The organism is Methylobacterium sp. 2A (assembly GCF_009806555.1).
Classification (GTDB): Bacteria; Pseudomonadota; Alphaproteobacteria; order Rhizobiales; family Beijerinckiaceae; genus Methylobacterium.
Genome location: NZ_VUOK01000021.1, coordinates 253840 through 272349 on the forward strand (window position 1 = coordinate 253840; position 18510 = coordinate 272349).

Below are 18510 nucleotides of genomic sequence, written 5' to 3' on the forward strand. Positions count from 1 at the left end.
TCTTCCCTCCGCAAATCCGTGACATTGAAGATCTGCACAGGCATCCGGGATGCACCGAACGCCTGAAAAGAATTGCGCGTTTTCATACAAACACGGAGGCGCTGCAGGATCGACGACGCCTTCGACCGGTCGCTCTTCGAAACAATGACGCGGCGAAGAAAAATTCGCGTCCTTTGGCCTCGGGCGGTTTCCTTCAACGTCGAGCCGCGTTGTAGGTTGGATCGATTGCCCCGCCCGAATGCAGGTCCATGAACGAACACGCCACGGCGCCGTTTCCGGACGATCTGCGCAGTTCCCTGGCGCGCGCCCTGTATGGCTGCGACCGCGACGAGCAGCCCAACCTTCCCGCTTGGGACGACATGGCGCTCGATGTCGATCATCCGGGCCTGCGCGAGCGCTATCTCAGGCGCGTCGATGCCCTCGCGGCCGGCCCCCTCGCCCCAATCATCGCGGACGCGTCGGAACGCGCGGGTGCCGACGAGGAGTTGCGCGTGCTCCGGCGTCAGCGGATGGCGCCGGAACGCGAGAGGGAATTGCTGGAGGCCAACAATCGCTTGCTCAACCGCGCCGAAACCGCCGAGGCCGCCCGCGATGTGGCCGAGTCGGCCCTGACACGGATGCAGCGCGAGCGGGATGTGGCGCGGGAGGCCGAGAGTTTCTGGCAGCACTTCGCCTTCGATGCCGACGATCTGGCGACGCGCCGCCTGATCGAGCAGACCGAAGCGCGGGCCGCGGCGGAGCGGGACGCGATTCGCGAGCGCTGTCTGCGGGAGCGGGCCGAGAGCGCGCTGCGCCTCTTCGCCGACCGCGCCGACGTCATGCCGAAGGAGGGCTGGGCGTCGGAATTGGTCCACGCCAATCGCGACATCCCGCTCTGGTGGTTCCACGCGGCGCGCGTCGCCCTCACGCCCCCCGAGGCTTCCAGCGATCCGACGGAACACTCATCCTGACGCTTCTACGGCCGTGCTCGACCGCATCGCGTCCGCGCGCGCCGACCCGGTATTCCCCTCGCAGGCGAGCGTCTCAAGCGGCCGCCGGCCGCTCCACCGTCGCCGGGGGATCGCGGAACAGGGCCGTGCAGCCGGAGCCGCGATGCATGCTCAGGATCGACGCCCGGTCGATCTCGGGGTGGGACTTGAGCACCTTCTGCACGCAGGCCAGGACGCGCTCGTACTGCGCGGCGTCGAAATTGGGTTCCAGCGGACTCACCGCGATATAGGTCTCGACCACGAGCACGCGCTCCGCCCGGTCGCAGGCGACATCCACCGCGATCCAGGACGATTTGATCAGGCTGGTGCTGGCGAGCATGGGCGTCCCTCCTGTGGCGTTGTGTTCCTCGGCTGGCCTGCCGGCTTCCGATTTTGGCAAAATCATGGACCGCATTCGGATGGATGCCAAGGGGTGTCGGACGCGATCCAGCCTTTCACCAATAGCAGCGCGTTGAGCCGTTTGCCGGGACAGCTTACGGTAGGTAGCCCGCCGCCGGATCATGGCCCAAATGGGGTCTCGCATGGCACGAATGGCATGTGGTATACAGACGATGGAGCCCAGATCGGGATCCGCACGACGGTTTCGCGAGACGACGAGGCCGCGCTTTGGGAGGACGTGCAGATATGATTCGTTCGAGGATGGGGCGAGGCTGCCCCGATAGTCCGCGCCGTGCCTTGCGGAGCGAGGCTGCCCGCCCGCCGTCTGCCCGGTCGGCCTGAACCGACTTCCGCACTCCCGACGACCGTCCCCAGCTCCGAGACCGATCATGACCAAGGCCCTCGAAGGCGTCCGCATCCTGGACTTCACCCACGTTCAATCCGGCCCGACCTGCACGCAGCTGCTCGCGTGGTTCGGGGCTGACGTGATCAAGGTCGAGCGGCCGGGCGTGGGCGATGCCACGCGCCAGCAGCTCCAGGATATCCCGGACGTGGACAGCCTGTATTTCACGATGCTGAACCACAACAAGCGCTCGATCACCCTCGATTCGAAGAATCCGAAGGGCAAGGAGGTGCTGTGGCGTCTTATCAAGGAGTGCGACGTCCTCGTCGAGAACTTCGCGCCCGGCGCGCTCGCCCGGATGGGCCTGACCTGGGAGAAGATCCACGAGGCCAACCCGCGGATGATCCTGGCCTCGGTCAAGGGTTTCGGGCCCGGCCGCTACGAGGATTGCAAGGTCTACGAGAACGTCGCGCAATGCGCCGGCGGCTCGGCCTCGACGACCGGTTTCCGCGACGGCATCCCGATGGTGACCGGCGCGCAGATCGGCGATTCCGGCACCGGGCTTCATCTCGCGCTCGGCATCGTCACGGCCCTCTATCACCGCACCCATAGCGGCCTCGGCCAGAGGGTCGACTGCGCCATGCAGGACGGCGTGCTGAACCTGTGCCGGGTGAAGCTGCGCGACCAGCAGCGCCTCCAGCACGGGCCGCTCAAGGAGTACAGCCAGTTCGGCGAGGGCATCCCGTTCGGCGAGGCGACCCCGCGGGCGGGCAACGATTCCGGCGGCGGCCAGCCGGGGCGCATCCTGCGCTGCAAGGGCTGGGAGCAGGATCCCAACGCCTACATCTACGTCATCACCCAGGCCGCGGTGTGGGAGCCGATCTGCGACATCATCGGCGAGCCCGGCTGGAAGACCGACCCGAACTACGCGACCCCGAAGGCTCGCCTGCCGCATCTGAACGAGATCTTCACGCGCATCGAGGCGTGGACGATGAAGGTGTCGAAGTTCGAGGCGATGGACACGCTCAACAAGCACGACATCCCCTGCGGCCCGATCCTGTCGATGAAGGAGATCGCCGAGGACGAGGCTTTGCGGAAGACCGGTACCATCGTGGAGGTCGATCACCCGACCCGCGGCAAGTACCTGACGGTCGGCAACCCCATCAAGCTCTCGGCGAGCCCGAGCGAGGTGGCGCGGTCTCCGCTGCTCGGCGAGCACACCGAGGAGATCCTGCGCAGCGTGCTCGGCTACTCCGAGGCGGAGGTCGGCGAGATCGCCAATTCGGGGGCGATCGGCGCGATCCAGAAGATCGCGGCCGAGTGAGCTGAGGGTTTGCAACGCGCGGGTGGTCCACCGCCCCCGCAGCCGAACGAGGAAACCGGCGGCTCCCGACGAGCCGGCGGCCCCTTCCCCACCCCGCGACGCGGGTCGCATGACGCTTTCGGAGATTGCATGCGCATCGCCTTCATCGGTCAGCAGGATTTCGGGAAGGCCGTCCTGGAGGCGTTCCTCCAGCGCGGCGACACGGTGGCGGGCGTGTTCTGCGCACCGGAGAAGCCCGGGGCCAAGCCGGATGTCCTGAAGACCGCCGCCGAGGAGAAGGGTCTCCCGGTCTTCCAGTTTCCGAGCCTGAAGAGCCCGGAGGCCGAGGAGGCCATGCGTGGCCTCGATGCCGATATCGGCATCATGGCCTACGTCCTGCAGTTCGCGCCGCAGAGCTTCGTCACGATCCCGAAGCACGGCACGATCCAGTATCATCCGAGCCTGCTGCCCCGGTATCGCGGCCCGTCCTCGATCAACTGGCCGATCGCCCGGGGCGATCTGCAGACCGGCCTCACGATCTTCCGGCCGACCGATGGCCTCGATGAGGGACCGGTGATCCTCCAGAAGACCTGCGCGATCGGCGCCGACGCGACCTTGGGCGAGGTGTATTTCGACAACCTTTTCCCGATGGGCGTCGACGCGATGCTGGAGGCAGCCGACCTCGTGGTGTCGGGCCAGCATGTCGAGATCGATCAGGACGAGGACGCGGCGACCTACGAAGGCTGGTTCCGCGCCGCGGAGGCCGAGATCCATTGGTCGGCCCATGCGGAGCAGATCTTCAACCTGATCCGCGCCGCCAACCCTGCCCCCGGCGCCTGGACGACCCGGGGCGGCCAGAAGCTGCAGATCTTCGATTCCTGCCTGCACCCGGTCCGGCGCCTGAGCGACGTGAAGGGCAAGCCCGGCGAGGTGATCGCGATCGACGACGCGGGTTTCACCGTCTGCGCGCAGGGCGGCCAGATCGAGATCCGGAAGGTCAAGCCGGAGGGCGGCAAGAAGGTCGCGGCCGCCGACTACGCCCGGGAGACCGGGCTCACCTTGGGGCAGGCGCTCGGCCGCTGACCGAGACAGAGGCGCCATCCCACGCGCCTCTGACGCGCACGTCGCCCGGTCTGGCTTGAGCGGGCTCGGCCAGGCGCGTGCCGCCCAGACGCCGCAGGGCTCCGCAATCCTGGCTTGCCAGGCCGCCGACCATTTCAAAGTGGCATCACAGAAATAAGGATGGGGCCGCTCATTTCGGCCGCGCGATGCGATAGCATCAAGTCCTGTCGCGCGCATCGAAGTCGATCCCCGGGCGGATGATCGGATAGTCATCGACGATAGACGATGCAGACTTCGCGACATCCCGGGATCGAGGGGAACAGCGATGACGTATCGTTTCGAGGCCGGCCGCATCTATCGCATGCCGACGCATTTCGGGCCGGCCCCGGGGCCGCGCCAGAAGCCCGACGGTATCGGCGGTGATTCCAAGGACAGTCCGCGACGGCTCTCGCTCGCGGCCAGCTTCTTGACCGATGCGGCGCGACTCGAGGGCCATCTGCCTGAAGGGTTCAGCCTCTCCGGCGAGCCGGTCGTAACGGTGGAATGCCACTACCTGACCGGGATCGAATGGTTGGCGGGTCGCGGCTACGCGATGATCCACGTCCATTGGCCGGTGACCTTCAAGGGCGCCCGGGACGCGGCCACCGGCCGTTTGCTGGCCGTCGTCTGGGAGAACCTCGCCGATCCGATCATCACGGGGCGCGACGAGATCGGGCATCCCAAGCTGTACGCGGAGATCGCCGAACCGCGTCTATGGGAGGGCGCACAGGTCTGCACAGCCGGGTGGATGGGCTTCCGCTTCCTCGATCTCACCGTCTCCGCGCTGCGCGACGCGTCCGGTCCGGGCCCCACGCCCGCTTCGGACGGAACCCTGATGGTGAAGTACATCCCGCGGACCGGGGCCTGGGGTGAGGCCGAAATCCATCAGGTCACCCTGACGCCGCTCGCCGATCCGCACGTCACGATCGATCGTCGACAGATCGGCGATGCCACGGTGCGCTTCCACCGCGCCGCATGGTCGGACCTGCCGACCATGGCGCATGTCGTCAACGCCCTGGCGGATCTGCCGGTGATCGAGCCGCGCGGCGGCTCCGTGGTGCATTCGCACGGCGGCAAAAGCTTCCTCGACCAGCGCGTGCTGGCCTGATCGGCAAAGGCAAGGCGGCCCTGCGGGCTCCCGGTGAAATCACCGGCTCTTGTCGCTCGCCGCGTTCAATCCGTATCCGCGAAAGCGCTCCACGGTCGCGTCGATCTCGTGACCCGACAGGATGGCCGGCGTGCCCACCTGCAGCGCGACCGCGTATTGGTGACAGAGCGTTTCCAGCTCGACGGCGAGCCAGAGGGCCTTCTCCAGGCTCGCTCCGGCGGCGATCATGCCGTGATTGGCGAGCAGGCAGACATTGCGATCGACCAGCGCCGCCAGCGCCAGCTCCGACAGTTCGGCGGTGCCGTAGGGCGCATAGGGCGCGCAGCGGACGCTGGGGCCGCCGAAGGCCGCGATCATGTAGTGGACCGCCGGGATTTCCTTTCGGCACAGCGCGAAGGCGGTGCAGTAGACCGGGTGCGCGTGGACAACCGCGCCGCAATCCGAACGGGACGCGAGGATGTCCCGGTGGAAGCGCCATTCCGATGACGGCTTCTGGTCCGCGGGGTGCGTGCCGTCGAACTCCAGGGGCACGACATCCTCGGGCCGCATCCGGGCGGTCGGCAGGCCCGAGGGCGTGATCAGCAACCCATCGCGGAAACGCACCGAGACGTTGCCCGAGGTGCCGCGGTTCAGGCCCTGCGCGTCGAGCTCCCGCGCCGCCGCCACGACGCTCTCCCGCGCGATCCGCTCGTCCCTGTCCATGCCCGATCTCCGGAAGGCCCGGGCCTCGGGTATGCGCAAAAGCCCGGCGCCGTAAAGCGCCGGGCTCGCGTCGTGCGTGCGGCTGGACTTACTGGGCCAGCGCCGGGGCGAGGCTCGCCTCGGGCTTCCTGGTGTAGGCCGCGCGCATCGGCTTCAGCACGAAGAGCGCGAGCAGCGCGGCCAGGATGTTGAGCGCCGCCGCCGCCAGGAACACCGCGTGCCAGCTCCCGGTCATCGTGGTCAGCACGCTGGTATAGGGCACGATCAGCGCCGCCGTCCCCTTGGCGGTGTAGAGCAGCCCGGCATTGGTGGCCGCGTATTTCGAGCCGAACGTGTCACCGCAGGTCGCCGGGAACAGGGAGTAGATCTCGCCCCAGGCGAAGAACACGAGGCCGGTCAGCAGCACGAAGGCGATCGGGTTATGGCCGAGCTGGCTCAGCGCGTAGATCCCGAGGCCCTCGATCGCGAATGAGAGGAACATCGTGTTCTCGCGGCCGATATGGTCGGAGACCCAGCCGAAGAACGGCCGCGTCACGCCGTTGAGCACCCGGTCGAGGGTCGCCGCGAAGGTCAGCGCCGGCAGGGTGATGCCGAGCAGCGAGACCGGCACGTCGGCGATCATGAAGTCCTTGGCGATGGGCCCGAGCTGCGCGGTCGCCATCAGGCCGCCCGCGGCCATCATGACGAACATCGCGTACATCACCCAGAAGATCGGGGTGCGGACCATCTCGGCCGGCTTGTAATCCCGCTTCGACTGGCTGACGCGGGCGATTTCGGGCACCTGGCCCTTGGCGGGCGCGCGCAGGAAAAGGGCGATCAGCATCACGATGAGGCCCTGCCCGATGCCGAAGGTGAAGAAGGCGGCCTCGTAGCCCTGCGCCTTGATCATCGCCTGGATCGGCACGACGGTCAGCGCCGAACCCGCGCCGAAGCCCATCGCGGTGATGCCGGCGGCGAGGCCGCGGCGGTCCGGAAACCACTTCAGGGAGTTGCCCACGCAGGTGCCGTAGACGGCGCCGGCCCCGGTCCCGCCGATCGCGGCGGCGACGTAGAGCATGGTGAGCGACTCGGCGTAGGAGTTCATCACCCAGGCGATGCCGCAGAGCAGGCCGCCGAACAGGGTGACGATGCGCGGGCCGTACTTATCGACGAACCAGCCCTCGATCGGCACCAGCCAGGTCTCGGTCACCACGAACAGCGTGAACGCCACCTGGATCGCCGCCCTGTCCCAGCCGTGACGCTCCTGCATCGGGTTCACGAAGAAGGTCCAGCCGTATTGCATGTTGGCGATCATGCACATGCAGACGACGCCGAAGGCGAGTTGCAGCCATCGGCCGCTCCCCACGGGTGTGCGGATCTCGGACATACGCTTCCCTCCTGACGGATTATATTTTTTGCGGTCTGTTTTCAGCACCCTGTATGCCCTGCCCGGTCCCGTTACGGCAGAACAAAACGGCGGTCGTACTTCAAAAAATTCTTGAACGTTGATCAAACGAGGTCTTCCGCGACGAAGCATCTCGTTGCACGACACGCTCGACTACATTGGTCGACGGTATGCCAGAAGGATGGTGCTTATATTGAGAGCATGTGTCAATCGAACATGCAGAAAAATACATGTTCTGCATTCGGGATTAAGGGCGTCGGCTGCGACGTGGTGCAGGGGTGCGCGTCGCATCCTGGCGTTTCGTTCGATCGAGCGCGGGGCCACACGTTCTCGTCACAGGTCTGTGGGACCCGTTCGCTGTCGACTAGGATCTCGGTAAGGTTTGGGGTAGTCCGCTTGTAAGCGCACGACTGAGAATGCGTGCGGTACATCATGTGCGTGAGCCGCTGGACCAGGGATGTCGAACTCCGAACCGCTGAGCGTCAAGCCGATCGTCGCCAGTTCAAGTCTCCGGACCTTGGCATACGAAGCGCTGAAGACAGCCATCACCAACATGGATATCTACGGGCGACCGGACGAGGTCAGGCTCGACGAGCGCAAGCTCTCGCAGGATCTCGGCGTCAGCCGAACACCTGTTCGTGAGGCGCTGACGGTTCTGGAACAGGAGGGATTTGTCCGCTCGGAGGCACGGCGCGGCGTCTTCGTCATCAAGAAGAACAAGCGCGAGATCGTCAACATGATCCACGCCTGGACGGCGCTGGAAAGCATGGCGGCACGCCTCGCCTGTACACGCGCCACGGACGCGCAACTGCGATCCCTGCGCGATGCATTTCCGGAGTTCTTCGAGGGACAGCCGTCCGAACATATCGACGAATATTCCGACGCCAACATCCGCTTTCATCAGCGGATCATCGCGCTGGGTCACTGCGAGGCGATCGCTGATCTGACCAGTAACCTGCTCATGCATGTCCGCGGGATCCGCAGCACGGCCCTGCGTCAGGGCGACCGGGCCGAGCGCTCGATCCGCGAGCATGTCGCCATCATCGCCGCCCTCGAAGCGCGGGATGCCGATCTGGCGGAGCGCCTCGTGCGTGAGCACGGTCTGGGCTTGGCGCAGCACGTCGACACGTACGGCGACTATCTCGACTGATCGACGCGCTGGTCGCCCGGCGGAACGCATAGGAATTTTCCGGGCGTGATGACGGCTTGAATCGTCTCCGCGTCGACGGCCGAACCCTGTCGCGGCAACGCAGCATAACCTTCGATGGAAGAGACGCTCTCGGCCGCGCAGAGCGCATGCTCGCCGCGTCTCAAGCTCGCAACAAACGAGAGGCCGGTCGGACATGCATGCTTCGCATGATCGGCATTCCGTATTTGGCATACCACGCTGCAGGGCGGCATGCCATTTGACGCGTCGCAACATCAGCCGGACGGCCGCCTCGGAGTTCCCCAATGATCGCCAGCTTCCTCATCCTCTTCGTCGCGTTCGCCATCTGCCAGGCTCTGCTGACGGTGAAGTTCGCGGATTTCCTGAGCTCCAACGATCGCGTCGGAACCCCTGCTGCCGGCGCCAGCCGCCCGATCGCCTCGGCCAAGCTTGCCTGATCCGGATTTGCGCGCACGGCGCTGACTGCGTAGGGTTAACGCTTTCCTCGGAACTTCCCGTTAGGGTCAACGCAGAGTTGACCCAACGGGCGAGGGAGCAACCGTGTCGGCCCTCCGTGCTGTATCGCGATACGCGGACCAGCCCTTCGTTCTGCTGATTTCGGATCGGCCGACGGAGCGTGCGGCCCTGGAACGAGCCATTGCCCTCGTCATGGATTGCCGCGCCGCCGAATCTGACGCGGCGCTCCCAGCGGCGCGTCCCCACCTCGTCATTCTCGATGTGCCACCGGATCGCGCCGTCGCACTGGAACGGGATTTTCGGTGGTCGAGGCCCCCGGTGCCGTGTCTGCTTCTGGCGCGCGGCGAGCCCGCACCCCTGACGCGCGCGCATCTGCGCCAGCTTCCCGCCACCGCACCGCGCCAGGTCGTCCTGGCCGATGCCTTCGCGATGATCGAGGAGGCGACGCGTTCGGCCGAGACGCGCAAGCGGCGGCTCGGGGAGCACGTGGCGGGGGCAACCGCGATCGTCGCGGACCTGTTCGACAGCGCCGCGCTCGGCGCCGGGCTTCAGCGCGCCGACGTCGATCGAGGCACGGAACTGGTGCTGGCTGCGGTGTCCGACGTCGGCATCGGCGCCTGGCTCGAAGCGGTCTGGCGTCACGATATCGGGGTCTATCAGCACACGCTGGGAGTCGCCGGCCATGCGGCGACCCTTGGGTCGCAGATCGGCCTGAGCCGCAATGATCTCCGCCGCCTCGTACGCGCCGCGTTGCTGCACGATATCGGCAAATCGCGGATTCCCGTCGATATCCTGAACAAGCCCGGGCCGCTCAATCCCGAAGAAATTCGGTTGATGCAGCGTCATCCGGAGATCGGCGCGACGCTGCTGGCCGCACAGGGCGACATCGAGCCCGAAGTCATCGACGTCGTGCGCCATCACCATGAGCGCCTCGATGGGACAGGCTATCCCGACCGCCTCGCCGGCGCAGCCATCAGCGATCTCGTGCGGATCATCAGCATCTGCGACGTCTTCTCGGCGCTGACGGAGCGGCGGACCTATCGACAGCCCGCCAGCGGTCCTGAAGCGCTGGCGATCATGGTCGAGGCCCGGGGTCACCTCGATCCGGATCTTCTGCGCGCATTCTCTCCGGTCATGCTCGGAAACTCCGCCCTGGCCGCCTGATCGACGTGGCACCTCTGCCACGCCCCCTGCAAACCGCCTGATGCGGTCCACAGCCGCCGCGCTTTCGCCGCAACCCGACTGGAGGGAGGCGCCCGATCGCCGAAACATCACCGTCCGGACCGTGCCGAACCTCACCCGCCTCCTCGCCGCCGCGCTGCTGCTCGTCCTGACCGGATGCGGCGGCCTGACCTTCTCGCCGGAAGAGCCTGCGGTCGAGAATGCCACGCATGCGGCCGTGCTCGACGAGGTGGCGGCCGCCGCGGCGATCTCGGCCTACCGCGTCCAGCACGGGTTGAGCCCCGTCGTGGTCGATCCGGTGCTGGTGAAGGCCGCGGCCTTCCAGGCCGGCAACAATGCCCGCCACGGGCAGCTCAGCCACGAGATCGGCGGCAGCTTCACCTCGCGCATGGCTTCGGCCGGGCTCGCGAAGTCCTGGGCGGCTGAGAATCTGAGCGCGGGCTCCGAGACTTTGGAGCAGGTGCTCGCCCGCTGGAAGGCCAGTCCGGAGCACAACAAGAACATGCTGCTCCCGCAGATCCGCCGGATCGGCATCGCCCGGGTCGACGCGCCCACCACGCGCTACAAGCGTTTCTGGGCGCTGGTGATGGCGGGCGGCTGATCAGGACTCGGCCGGGGCGAGATCGACGATCCGCAACTGTGCCCGCTCGGCACCACGCCAGCGGTCGCACGAGAGCGTGCCGGCGACATGGATCTCGCGGCCGATCCCATTGAGCAGAGCGAGGCCGAGGGGGCGCTCGGCCGCCCGGAAGCAGATCGCCCCCACCGCCTGACCGTCGCGGCTGCGCAGGCGGGCCCGGACATGGCCCGATCCGACCACGCCCGCATCCACGAGCCGGTGGCGCCCCAGCGCGAAGATCGGCTCCGGCGCGCCCTGCCCGAACGGCCCGGCCTTCTGGAGCAGACGCACCGTCTCGGCCGTGGCCCCGCCGGCGCTGAGGCTTCCATCGATCAGGAGCGCATCGGCCGCGCGTGCGAGGGCAACGCTCGATCCGAGGAGCGTGGCGAGGTGCGCCTCGAAGCGCGGGATGTCGTCGGCCCTCAGGGTCACGCCGGCCGCCATGGCGTGACCGCCGCCCTTGGAGGCGATCCGGGCCTCCACGCAGGCGCGCACCGCCAGCCCGAGATCGGCGCCCGGGATCGAGCGGCCCGACCCGGTGGCGCTGCCATCCGGGCGTAACGCGAAGGCGAAGGCCGGGCGGTTGAACCGTTCCTTCAGCCGCGACGCGATCAAGCCGACCACGCCCGGATGCCACGCGGCGCTCGCCGCCACCAGCACGGCGCGGGCGGGGTCGAGGGTCAGGGCGTGGTCCATTTCGGCCTCGGCCTCGGCCACGGCCTGCGCCTCGATGGCCTGCCGCTCGCGGTTCAGGTGATCAAGCTCGGCTGCGATGCGCGTGGCTTCCTCCGGATCCGCCGTGGTCAGCAGCCGGGCACCGAGGCCCGAATCGCCGATCCGCCCCCCGGCATTGATGCGCGGCCCGAGCACGTAGCCGAGGTGCCACGCCTCCGGCGGCTCGCTGAGCGAGGCGGCGTCGAGCAAAGCCGCGAGCCCGGTGCGGCCGCGATGGCGCATCACCGTCAGCCCCTGATTGACGAAGGCCCGGTTCAGGCCGGTGAGCGGCACCACGTCGGCGACGGTCGCCAGCGCCACGAGGTCGAGGGCGTCGGTCAGGACGGGCTCGGGCCGGCTCGGACCGAAGAAGCCCTCGCGTCGCAGGGTGCGGTTCAGGGCGACCACCGTCAGGAACACCACGCCGGCCGCGCAGAGATGGCCGAGGCCCGAGAGATCATCGAGCCGGTTCGGGTTCACGACGGCGCGGGCCGGCGGCAGCACCTCGGCGGCGGCATGGTGATCGAGGACGATGACGTCGAGGCCCGACTTCTCCGCCTCTTCGAGCGGGGCATGGCCGCTCGTCCCGCAATCGACGCAGACCAGCAGGGTGGCGCCGTCCGCCGCGAGGGCGGTGATCGCCCCGACATTGGGGCCGTAGCCCTCGGTGATCCGGTCGGGGATGTGGATCGGCGCGCGGATGCCGAGGCCGCGCAGGTAGCCGGCCAGCAGGGCAGCGCTCGCGGCACCATCGACATCGTAATCGCCGAACACCGCCACGGTCTCGCCGCGTCGGATGGCGCGCACGAGACGGCGGACGGCCGCGTCCATGTCGAGCAGCGTATCGGGATCAGGCATAAGATCGCGCAGGCGGGGGGCCAGATGGCGGGCCGCCTCGTCCGGGGCAATGCCGCGGCCGGCGAGAACCCGGGCCAGCAATTCCGGCAGCCCGTGGGCCTGCACCATCTTGGCGATGTGATTCTGGGCCGCCGCGCCGCCGCACCGCTCCTGCCAGCGCCGGCCGGTCACGGAAGCGGCCACACCCAGGAAGGCTGGCGGATCGGCGAGGAAAACTGCGGACGACACGGGCGGCAACCTACACCGGCAGCGCCGCAAAATCCCAGGCTCCGCCGCAACAGCCCGCCGCGCAGGCGCCCGAAACGAAACGGGGCGGGCATCGCTGCCCGCCCCGGTGATCCGCGCGCATACGCGCGCGTCAGAGCGCCTTGAGAATGTTGTCGACCACCTTCTTGGCGTCGCCGAACAGCATCATGGTGTTGTCGCGGAAGAACACCTCGTTCTCGACGCCCGCGTAGCCCGAGCCCATGCCGCGCTTGATGAACAGCACGGTCTTGGCCTTCTCCACGTCGAGGATCGGCATACCGTAGATCGGCGAGGTCTTGTCGGTCTTCGCCGCCGGGTTGGTGACGTCGTTGGCGCCGATCACGAAGGCCACGTCCGCCTGCGGGAACTCGCCGTTGATATCCTCCAGCTCGAACACCTCGTCGTAGGGCACGTTCGCCTCGGCGAGCAGCACGTTCATGTGGCCCGGCATGCGGCCCGCCACCGGGTGGATGGCGTATTTCACGTCGACGCCCTCCTTCTTCAGCATGTCGGCCATCTCGCGCAGCGAGTGCTGGGCCTGCGCGACCGCCATGCCGTAGCCGGGGACGATGATGACCCGCTCGGCATTCTTCATGATGTAGGCCGCGTCGTCGGCCGAGCCCTGCTTCACCGGCCGGGTCTCGACCTGACCGGTGCCGGCCGCCGCTGTGTCGCCGCCGAAACCGCCCAGGATCACCGAGATGAACGAGCGGTTCATCGCGTGGCACATGATGTAGGACAGGATCGCGCCCGAGGAGCCGACCAGCGAGCCGGTGATGATCAGCGCGAGGTTGCCCAGGGTGAAGCCGATGCCGGCCGCCGCCCAGCCCGAGTAGGAGTTCAGCATCGACACGACCACCGGCATGTCGGCGCCGCCGATCGGGATGATGATCAGGCCGCCGAGCACCAGCGACGCGATGACGATCAGCCAGAACAGGGCCTTCGACTCTGTGCCGATGAACAGGGCGATCAGCAGCACGAGTGCGGCGGCCAGCAGCCCGTTGATGAGGTGGCGCTGCGGCAGCATGATCGGCTTGCCGGACATCCGCCCGTCGAGCTTCGCGAAGGCGATCACCGAGCCGGTGAAGGTGATGGCGCCGATGGCGACGCCGAGCCCCATCTCGAACAGCGACTGCTTGTGGAAGTGGCCGTTCTCTATGATGCCGAAGGCCTGCGGCGCATAGAGAGCGCCCGCTGCCACGAACACCGCCGCGAGGCCGACCAGCGAGTGGAAGGCCGCGACCAGCTGCGGCATCGCGGTCATCGGGACGCGCTTGGCGATCACGGCGCCGGCGCCGCCGCCGATCCCCAAGCCGAGCAGCACCAGAACCCACGCGCCCACTCCGGCCGGCGGATGGCCGACCAGGGTGGTCAGGATGGCAAGCGCCATGCCGACCATGCCGTACAGGTTGCCCTGCCGGGAGGTGGTGGGATGCGAGAGCCCCCGCAGCGCCATGATGAACAGGACGCCGGCGACGATATAGAGAAGGGAGGAGACGTTCTCGGACACCGGCTCAGCCCTTCTTCTTGTACATGCCGAGCATGCGTTGCGTGACGAGGAAGCCGCCGAAGATGTTCACGCTGGCGAGCACGATTCCGATGAAACCGAAGAACCGGGCGAGCCCGGTGCCCTTCTCGATCAGCGGGACGCCGACCGCCAGGATCGCGCCGACGATGATCACCGAGGAGATCGCGTTGGTGACCGACATGAGCGGCGTGTGGAGGGCCGGGGTCACCGACCAGACCACGTAATAACCGACGAAGATCGCCAGCACGAAGATCGCGAGCCGGAACACGGTCGGATCGACGGCGCCGCCGGTGGCTGCGCTGAGACCGTGACCCATGCCGTCGGCGATGGCCTGGGCTTGGTCGGCGGCGTTGCGCGCCACCGCGGCGGCCGCGTTCGCGGCGTCGGCCAGCACGCGGGCCTGATCGGCCGCCTGGTCGGGAGGGACGATGACGGTTGCCATTCTGCTACTCCTCGCGACGGGATCTTACTGTGCGCTCGAGGCGGCGGCGGAGCCCTTGCCGGCCTCGGATTGGGCGAGGCCGACGGAGGCGGCTTCGGAGGCGGGCCCATCGGCCTTGGGCTGGAAGGAGGCGTGCACCACCGAACCGCCGCGGGTGAGATTCGTGGCCTTCACCAGCTCGTCGTCCCAGTTGATGTTCAGCGCCTTCGACTCCTTGTCGATCAGCGTCTCGACGAAGGCGTAGAGGTTGCGGGCGTAGAGGCTCGACGCGGTGGCGGCGAGCCGGCCCGGCACGTTGGTATGCCCGACGATCTTGACGCCCCGCTCCGTGGTGACGACCTCGCCGGGCTTGGCGCCGGCGACGTTGCCGCCGCGCTCGACCGCGAGATCGACCAGGACCGAGCCCGGCTTCATCGACGCCACCATCTCCTCGGAGACCAGCTTCGGCGCCGGGCGGCCCGGGATCAGGGCCGTGGTGATGACGATGTCCTGCTTGGCGATGTGGCCCTTGACCAGCTCCGCCTGCTTTCTCTGGTATTCGGCCGACATCTCCTTGGCGTAGCCGCCCGCGGTCTCGGCCTGCTTGAACTCGTCATCCTCGACGGCGACGAACTTCGCGCCGAGCGACTCGACCTGCTCCTTGGTGGCCGGGCGCACATCGGTCGCGGTCACGACCGCGCCGAGGCGCCGGGCCGTGGCGATGGCCTGGAGGCCCGCGACGCCGACACCCATCACGAAGACGCGGGCGGCCGGCACGGTGCCGGCGGCCGTCATCATCATCGGCATGGCGCGGCCGTATTCGGCGGCGCCGTCCACCACCGCCCGGTAGCCCGCGAGGTTCGCCTGCGAAGACAGCACGTCCATCACCTGCGCGCGGGTGATGCGCGGCATCAATTCCATCGAGAAGGCCGCGACGCCGGCATTCGCCATCGCCTTCAGGGCGTCCTCGTTGCCGTAGGGGTCCATGATGGCCACGACGGCGGCGTCACGCTTGAAGAGCGACAGCTCGTCGGTCTTCGGCCGGCGAACCTTCAGGACGAGATCGGCATCGCGCGCAGCATCGGCGGCACTCCCCGCGATGGTGGCTCCCGCCGCCTCATACTCGTCGTCCAAGATGCCGGCCTTCTTGCCCGCGCCGGACTGCACCACGACGTCGGCGCCGAGCGCCTTGAATTTCTTCACGGTCTCGGGAACCGCAGCGACGCGCGGCTCCGCAGAGTCCGTCTCGGACAGCACAGCAATTCGCATGCGCGGATTCCTCTGGATAAGCTCGGCGGCCCGAATGCGCGAAACGGCGCCGCTTTGCGAGATGCGGACCTAAGAGACTGTGATGAAACGGGCAAGAATGTAACTTGCGCCCAACTCAATCGCACGCCGCACATAAACGTTTCGTTTGCGGGCACGCGCGAGCGAACGGTACGGTATGACCGGCCCCGGGGGCCGACCGGACCGAACTCAGGCGAAGAAGAGGTAGAGCAGCAGCAGCAGGCCAACCACGAGGGGAGCGCGCCATCCGACGGCCGGGGCCAGAGCGCCCACCGCGCCCGCCGCACCTGCCGCGACCACGCCGACGATCGCCAGGAGCCAGGCCTCGCGGATGCCGCCGATCGCCAGGGCCAGCACCCAGCAGATCACGACGCCCGTGGCGATCTCGACGAAGCGGACGAAGCCCCGATAGGTCTGCTCGTGCGTCTTCGCGTCCATCGCCGGGCTGTAGGTGTGTCCGGCCACCGTGTCACTCTCAGCCATCGTGCGCTCGTATCCCTAAGACGCGACTTCTTGCGGTCACGGTGGGATGTAGCTCAAGCGTTTACCTGCCGCAATCGGACGCACGCAATTGATCACCAGCGCGATCGAGATTGCGTGCAGTCTCAGACCGGCTTCGGGAGCCCCGCCTCGGCCAGCGCGTGACCTTGGCGCTCGGCGAGTTCGTCCAGGGAGAAATGCTCGATCTCCGCCTCGAACAGGCGGTGGTAGTTGAGCTCCGATCGCAAGTGGAGAAACACGGCGCCGAGGCCGACCGCGGCGCGATCCATGAAGACGAATTCCTGCGGGACGGTCACGGGGCCGCGCTCCTTGAGGGCCTGATGCACCTCGAAGGCCTGCCGCCGGCCGTATTCCCCGGGCTTCACGCCGTCGGCGACGGTGCGGGTGCGGTCTTCCAACAGCGGCCCGTAGATGAACCGGGCCCAGATATTCAGAATCTCGATCTTCTCCTTGTCGAGATTCTTGAAGCCCCAGACCTCGTAGGCGTGGACGATACGCGCGCCGTCATTCTCTAAAAGCCCTCGGTAGAGATCCACCACGCCGCCGACGAAGCGGGGATGGAAGATGCGCACGCAACCGTAATCGAGGAGGTTGATCCCGGCGGCCTCCCCGCCTTCCGAAAAGACCGTGTAATTGCCGAGATGCGGGTCTCCATGGATCACCGCGGCCCGGCTGAACGGGTGCCACCACGCCTTGAACATCGCCTGGGCGATGCGGTTGCGGATCTCCACCGGCTCCTCGGCGAAGCCCAGGATCTTGTCGCCGTCGAGCCAGCCGAGCGTCAGCAGGCGCTTGGTAGACAGAGCCGGGAAGACTTCCGGGACGCGCACCGCGTCGATGTCCTTGAGCACCGCGCCGTAGAGGCCGGCGTGCTTGGCCTCGCGCTCGTAATCGAGCTCCTCGCGCACGCGCGCGCCGATCTCCTTGGCGATCTCCCGCGTGTCGAGCCAGGAATTCATCCGGCGATGGAGCGCGAAGGCAACCTCGAGCTGCTTGAGATCGGCTTCGACCGCCGATTGCATATCCGGGTACTGAAGTTTGCAAGCGAGGCGCTGACCATCCTTGGTGGTGGCGCGGTGAACCTGGCCGAGGGAGGCTGCGGCAGCCGGCTTCAGATCGAAGCTGCCGAACCTTGCCTGCCACCCGGCACCCAGCTCGGACTGCATCCGCCGTCGGACGAAGGCGGCACCCATGGGTGGGGCGTCGGCCTGGAGCTTCTGCAACTCGGCGGCGTATTCCGGCGGCAGCAGATCGGGCACGGTGGCGAGCAGCTGCGCCACCTTCATGATCGGACCCTTCAGCCCGCCCAGCGCCTGCGCCAGGGCGGCGGCGTTGGTGGTGCCCTCCTTGCCGAACAGCCGGGCCATGGCCATGCGGGCGGCGACGCCCCCGACATTCGCGCCGACGCTGGCGTAGCGCCCCGCACGGGCTGAGAAACGGTTCGCTTCGCGGTCGATCTCGGCCATGTCTCGATCTGCTTGTCTGCTGATGCTTTGCAGATATGCCGCGCCGGGTCGCGGACCAAGGGCGTGGGGCCCTGCGCCGCGGGCCTCAGGCCGGCCAGTTGTCCCGGATCCAGCGGGTGAGGCCCGATTCGTCGATCTCGCCGGCGGCGAGGCCGCGGATCATCAGCACTGCCTCCGCTTCGTCGGCAACGAAATTGATGCCGTTCAAACCGAGGAACGTCACGAGCGCCAGGAGGGCGGCGCGCTTGTTGCCGTCGATGAACGGACGATTTTTGGCGATACCGAACGCGTATGCCGCGGCCAGTTCAGCTAGATCGATGTCACCAGCATCTTCTGCATACGCGACCCGATTCATCGGGCGCCCAAGCGCGGACTCGAGCGCCCCCTCGTCGCGCAAGCCCGGCGGTCCGCCGAAGAGCCGAAGCTGCTGAGCGTGAATGGCCTGAACGAGGTCGCTCACGAGCCATTCGATCTCCTGACCGACGCTCATTTTGCGAGTTCCGCCAGGGCATTGCGATAAGTCTTCATCGCCTTTTCGGCGATCTTCATACCCTTCTCGAATGCCGGATCGTAGGGCGATAGCCGAACGGAGCCGTCCGAATTCTCGGTGACGTAGAGCCAATCACCCTGAGTCAGGTTGAGCTTGCCCAGGAGTTCCTTCGGTAGGATGAGGCCAGTCGAATTGCCGACACGCTTGACTTCGAGCTTCATGATCAACGCCTGGATGTTATACGTTGAGTATAACATCCAGGAGGC

The 18510-nt window shown here is 67.4% G+C and carries 19 protein-coding genes; 8 read left to right on the forward strand and 11 right to left on the reverse strand.

Annotation, left to right across the window (positions count from 1 at the left end; genetic code table 11):
- Positions 1-248: 248 nt before the first annotated feature.
- Positions 249-950: a hypothetical protein gene (locus FVE89_RS12225; protein WP_160534218.1), complete on the forward strand. Its 702-nt coding sequence runs from the start codon at positions 249-251 to the stop codon at positions 948-950.
- A 73-nt stretch (positions 951-1023) separates the two neighbouring features.
- On the opposite strand, the gene FVE89_RS12230 is transcribed toward FVE89_RS12225, so the two are convergent.
- Positions 1024-1308 (reverse strand): hypothetical protein, encoded by a 285-nt coding sequence (locus FVE89_RS12230; RefSeq protein ID WP_160534219.1) that lies wholly within the window; start codon positions 1306-1308, stop codon positions 1024-1026.
- A 448-nt stretch (positions 1309-1756) separates the two neighbouring features.
- Between FVE89_RS12230 and frc the strand changes: the two genes are divergently transcribed.
- The 3 genes from frc to FVE89_RS12245 all read left to right on the forward strand — a co-directional run bounded on the left by frc (position 1757) and on the right by FVE89_RS12245 (position 5222).
- On the forward strand, positions 1757-3034 hold the full coding sequence (frc, locus tag FVE89_RS12235; protein ID WP_160534220.1) for a formyl-CoA transferase: 1278 nt from the start codon (positions 1757-1759) through the stop codon (positions 3032-3034).
- A gap of 129 nt (positions 3035-3163) precedes the next feature.
- Positions 3164-4096 carry a methionyl-tRNA formyltransferase gene (locus tag FVE89_RS12240; RefSeq protein ID WP_160534221.1) on the forward strand — a complete coding sequence of 311 codons (933 nt, stop codon included), beginning with the start codon at positions 3164-3166 and terminating at the stop codon, positions 4094-4096.
- 304 nt (positions 4097-4400) lie between these two features.
- Entirely contained in the window at positions 4401-5222 is an 822-nt protein-coding gene (locus tag FVE89_RS12245; protein WP_160534222.1) for an acetoacetate decarboxylase family protein, read from the forward strand.
- Positions 5223-5261: 39 nt separating this feature from the next.
- Here the strand turns inward: FVE89_RS12245 and FVE89_RS12250 are convergent, their stop codons facing one another.
- Both FVE89_RS12250 and oxlT read right to left on the reverse strand, forming a co-directional pair.
- Complete coding sequence (locus FVE89_RS12250; RefSeq protein ID WP_160534223.1) at positions 5262-5924, reverse strand: class II aldolase/adducin family protein; 663 nt, start codon at positions 5922-5924, stop codon at positions 5262-5264.
- 88 nt (positions 5925-6012) lie between these two features.
- Entirely contained in the window at positions 6013-7290 is a 1278-nt protein-coding gene (gene oxlT / locus FVE89_RS12255) for an oxalate/formate MFS antiporter (RefSeq protein ID WP_160534224.1), read from the reverse strand.
- Positions 7291-7765: 475 nt separating this feature from the next.
- Between oxlT and FVE89_RS12260 the strand changes: the two genes are divergently transcribed.
- The 4 genes from FVE89_RS12260 (at position 7766) to FVE89_RS12270 (ending at position 10715) form a co-directional block, all read left to right on the forward strand.
- Positions 7766-8458 (forward strand): GntR family transcriptional regulator, encoded by a 693-nt coding sequence (locus tag FVE89_RS12260; RefSeq protein WP_160534225.1) that lies wholly within the window; start codon positions 7766-7768, stop codon positions 8456-8458.
- A 302-nt stretch (positions 8459-8760) separates the two neighbouring features.
- Positions 8761-8913, forward strand: coding sequence for a hypothetical protein (locus tag FVE89_RS30505; protein WP_202130736.1), 153 nt, complete (start codon positions 8761-8763; stop codon positions 8911-8913).
- 103 nt (positions 8914-9016) lie between these two features.
- Positions 9017-10096, forward strand: a complete 1080-nt coding sequence (locus FVE89_RS12265; RefSeq protein ID WP_342389876.1) for an HD-GYP domain-containing protein — start codon at positions 9017-9019, stop codon at positions 10094-10096.
- Between the two features lie 121 nt (positions 10097-10217).
- Positions 10218-10715, forward strand: coding sequence for a CAP domain-containing protein (locus tag FVE89_RS12270; RefSeq protein ID WP_160534402.1), 498 nt, complete (start codon positions 10218-10220; stop codon positions 10713-10715).
- Here FVE89_RS12270 and recJ read toward each other — a convergent pair whose 3' ends face one another.
- The 8 genes from recJ to FVE89_RS12310 all read right to left on the reverse strand — a co-directional run bounded on the left by recJ (position 10716) and on the right by FVE89_RS12310 (position 18465).
- On the reverse strand, positions 10716-12533 hold the full coding sequence (recJ, locus tag FVE89_RS12275; RefSeq protein WP_160534226.1) for a single-stranded-DNA-specific exonuclease RecJ: 1818 nt from the start codon (positions 12531-12533) through the stop codon (positions 10716-10718).
- A 130-nt stretch (positions 12534-12663) separates the two neighbouring features.
- A complete protein-coding gene (locus FVE89_RS12280) occupies positions 12664-14061 on the reverse strand; it encodes an NAD(P)(+) transhydrogenase (Re/Si-specific) subunit beta (protein ID WP_160534227.1) in 1398 nt (465 codons plus the stop codon).
- Between the two features lie 4 nt (positions 14062-14065).
- On the reverse strand, positions 14066-14521 hold the full coding sequence (locus FVE89_RS12285) for a proton-translocating transhydrogenase family protein (RefSeq protein ID WP_160534228.1): 456 nt from the start codon (positions 14519-14521) through the stop codon (positions 14066-14068).
- Between the two features lie 24 nt (positions 14522-14545).
- Positions 14546-15769 (reverse strand): Re/Si-specific NAD(P)(+) transhydrogenase subunit alpha, encoded by a 1224-nt coding sequence (locus tag FVE89_RS12290; RefSeq protein ID WP_160534229.1) that lies wholly within the window; start codon positions 15767-15769, stop codon positions 14546-14548.
- Between the two features lie 207 nt (positions 15770-15976).
- Positions 15977-16270 carry an aa3-type cytochrome c oxidase subunit IV gene (locus FVE89_RS12295; RefSeq protein ID WP_160534230.1) on the reverse strand — a complete coding sequence of 98 codons (294 nt, stop codon included), beginning with the start codon at positions 16268-16270 and terminating at the stop codon, positions 15977-15979.
- Between the two features lie 122 nt (positions 16271-16392).
- On the reverse strand, positions 16393-17754 hold the full coding sequence (locus FVE89_RS12300; protein WP_160534231.1) for an AarF/ABC1/UbiB kinase family protein: 1362 nt from the start codon (positions 17752-17754) through the stop codon (positions 16393-16395).
- A gap of 85 nt (positions 17755-17839) precedes the next feature.
- Positions 17840-18244, reverse strand: coding sequence for a type II toxin-antitoxin system death-on-curing family toxin (locus FVE89_RS12305; protein WP_160534232.1), 405 nt, complete (start codon positions 18242-18244; stop codon positions 17840-17842).
- On the reverse strand, positions 18241-18465 hold the full coding sequence (locus FVE89_RS12310; protein WP_160534233.1) for an AbrB/MazE/SpoVT family DNA-binding domain-containing protein: 225 nt from the start codon (positions 18463-18465) through the stop codon (positions 18241-18243). Before FVE89_RS12310 ends, FVE89_RS12305 begins: the two co-directional genes overlap by 4 nt.
- Positions 18466-18510 lie beyond the last annotated feature (45 nt).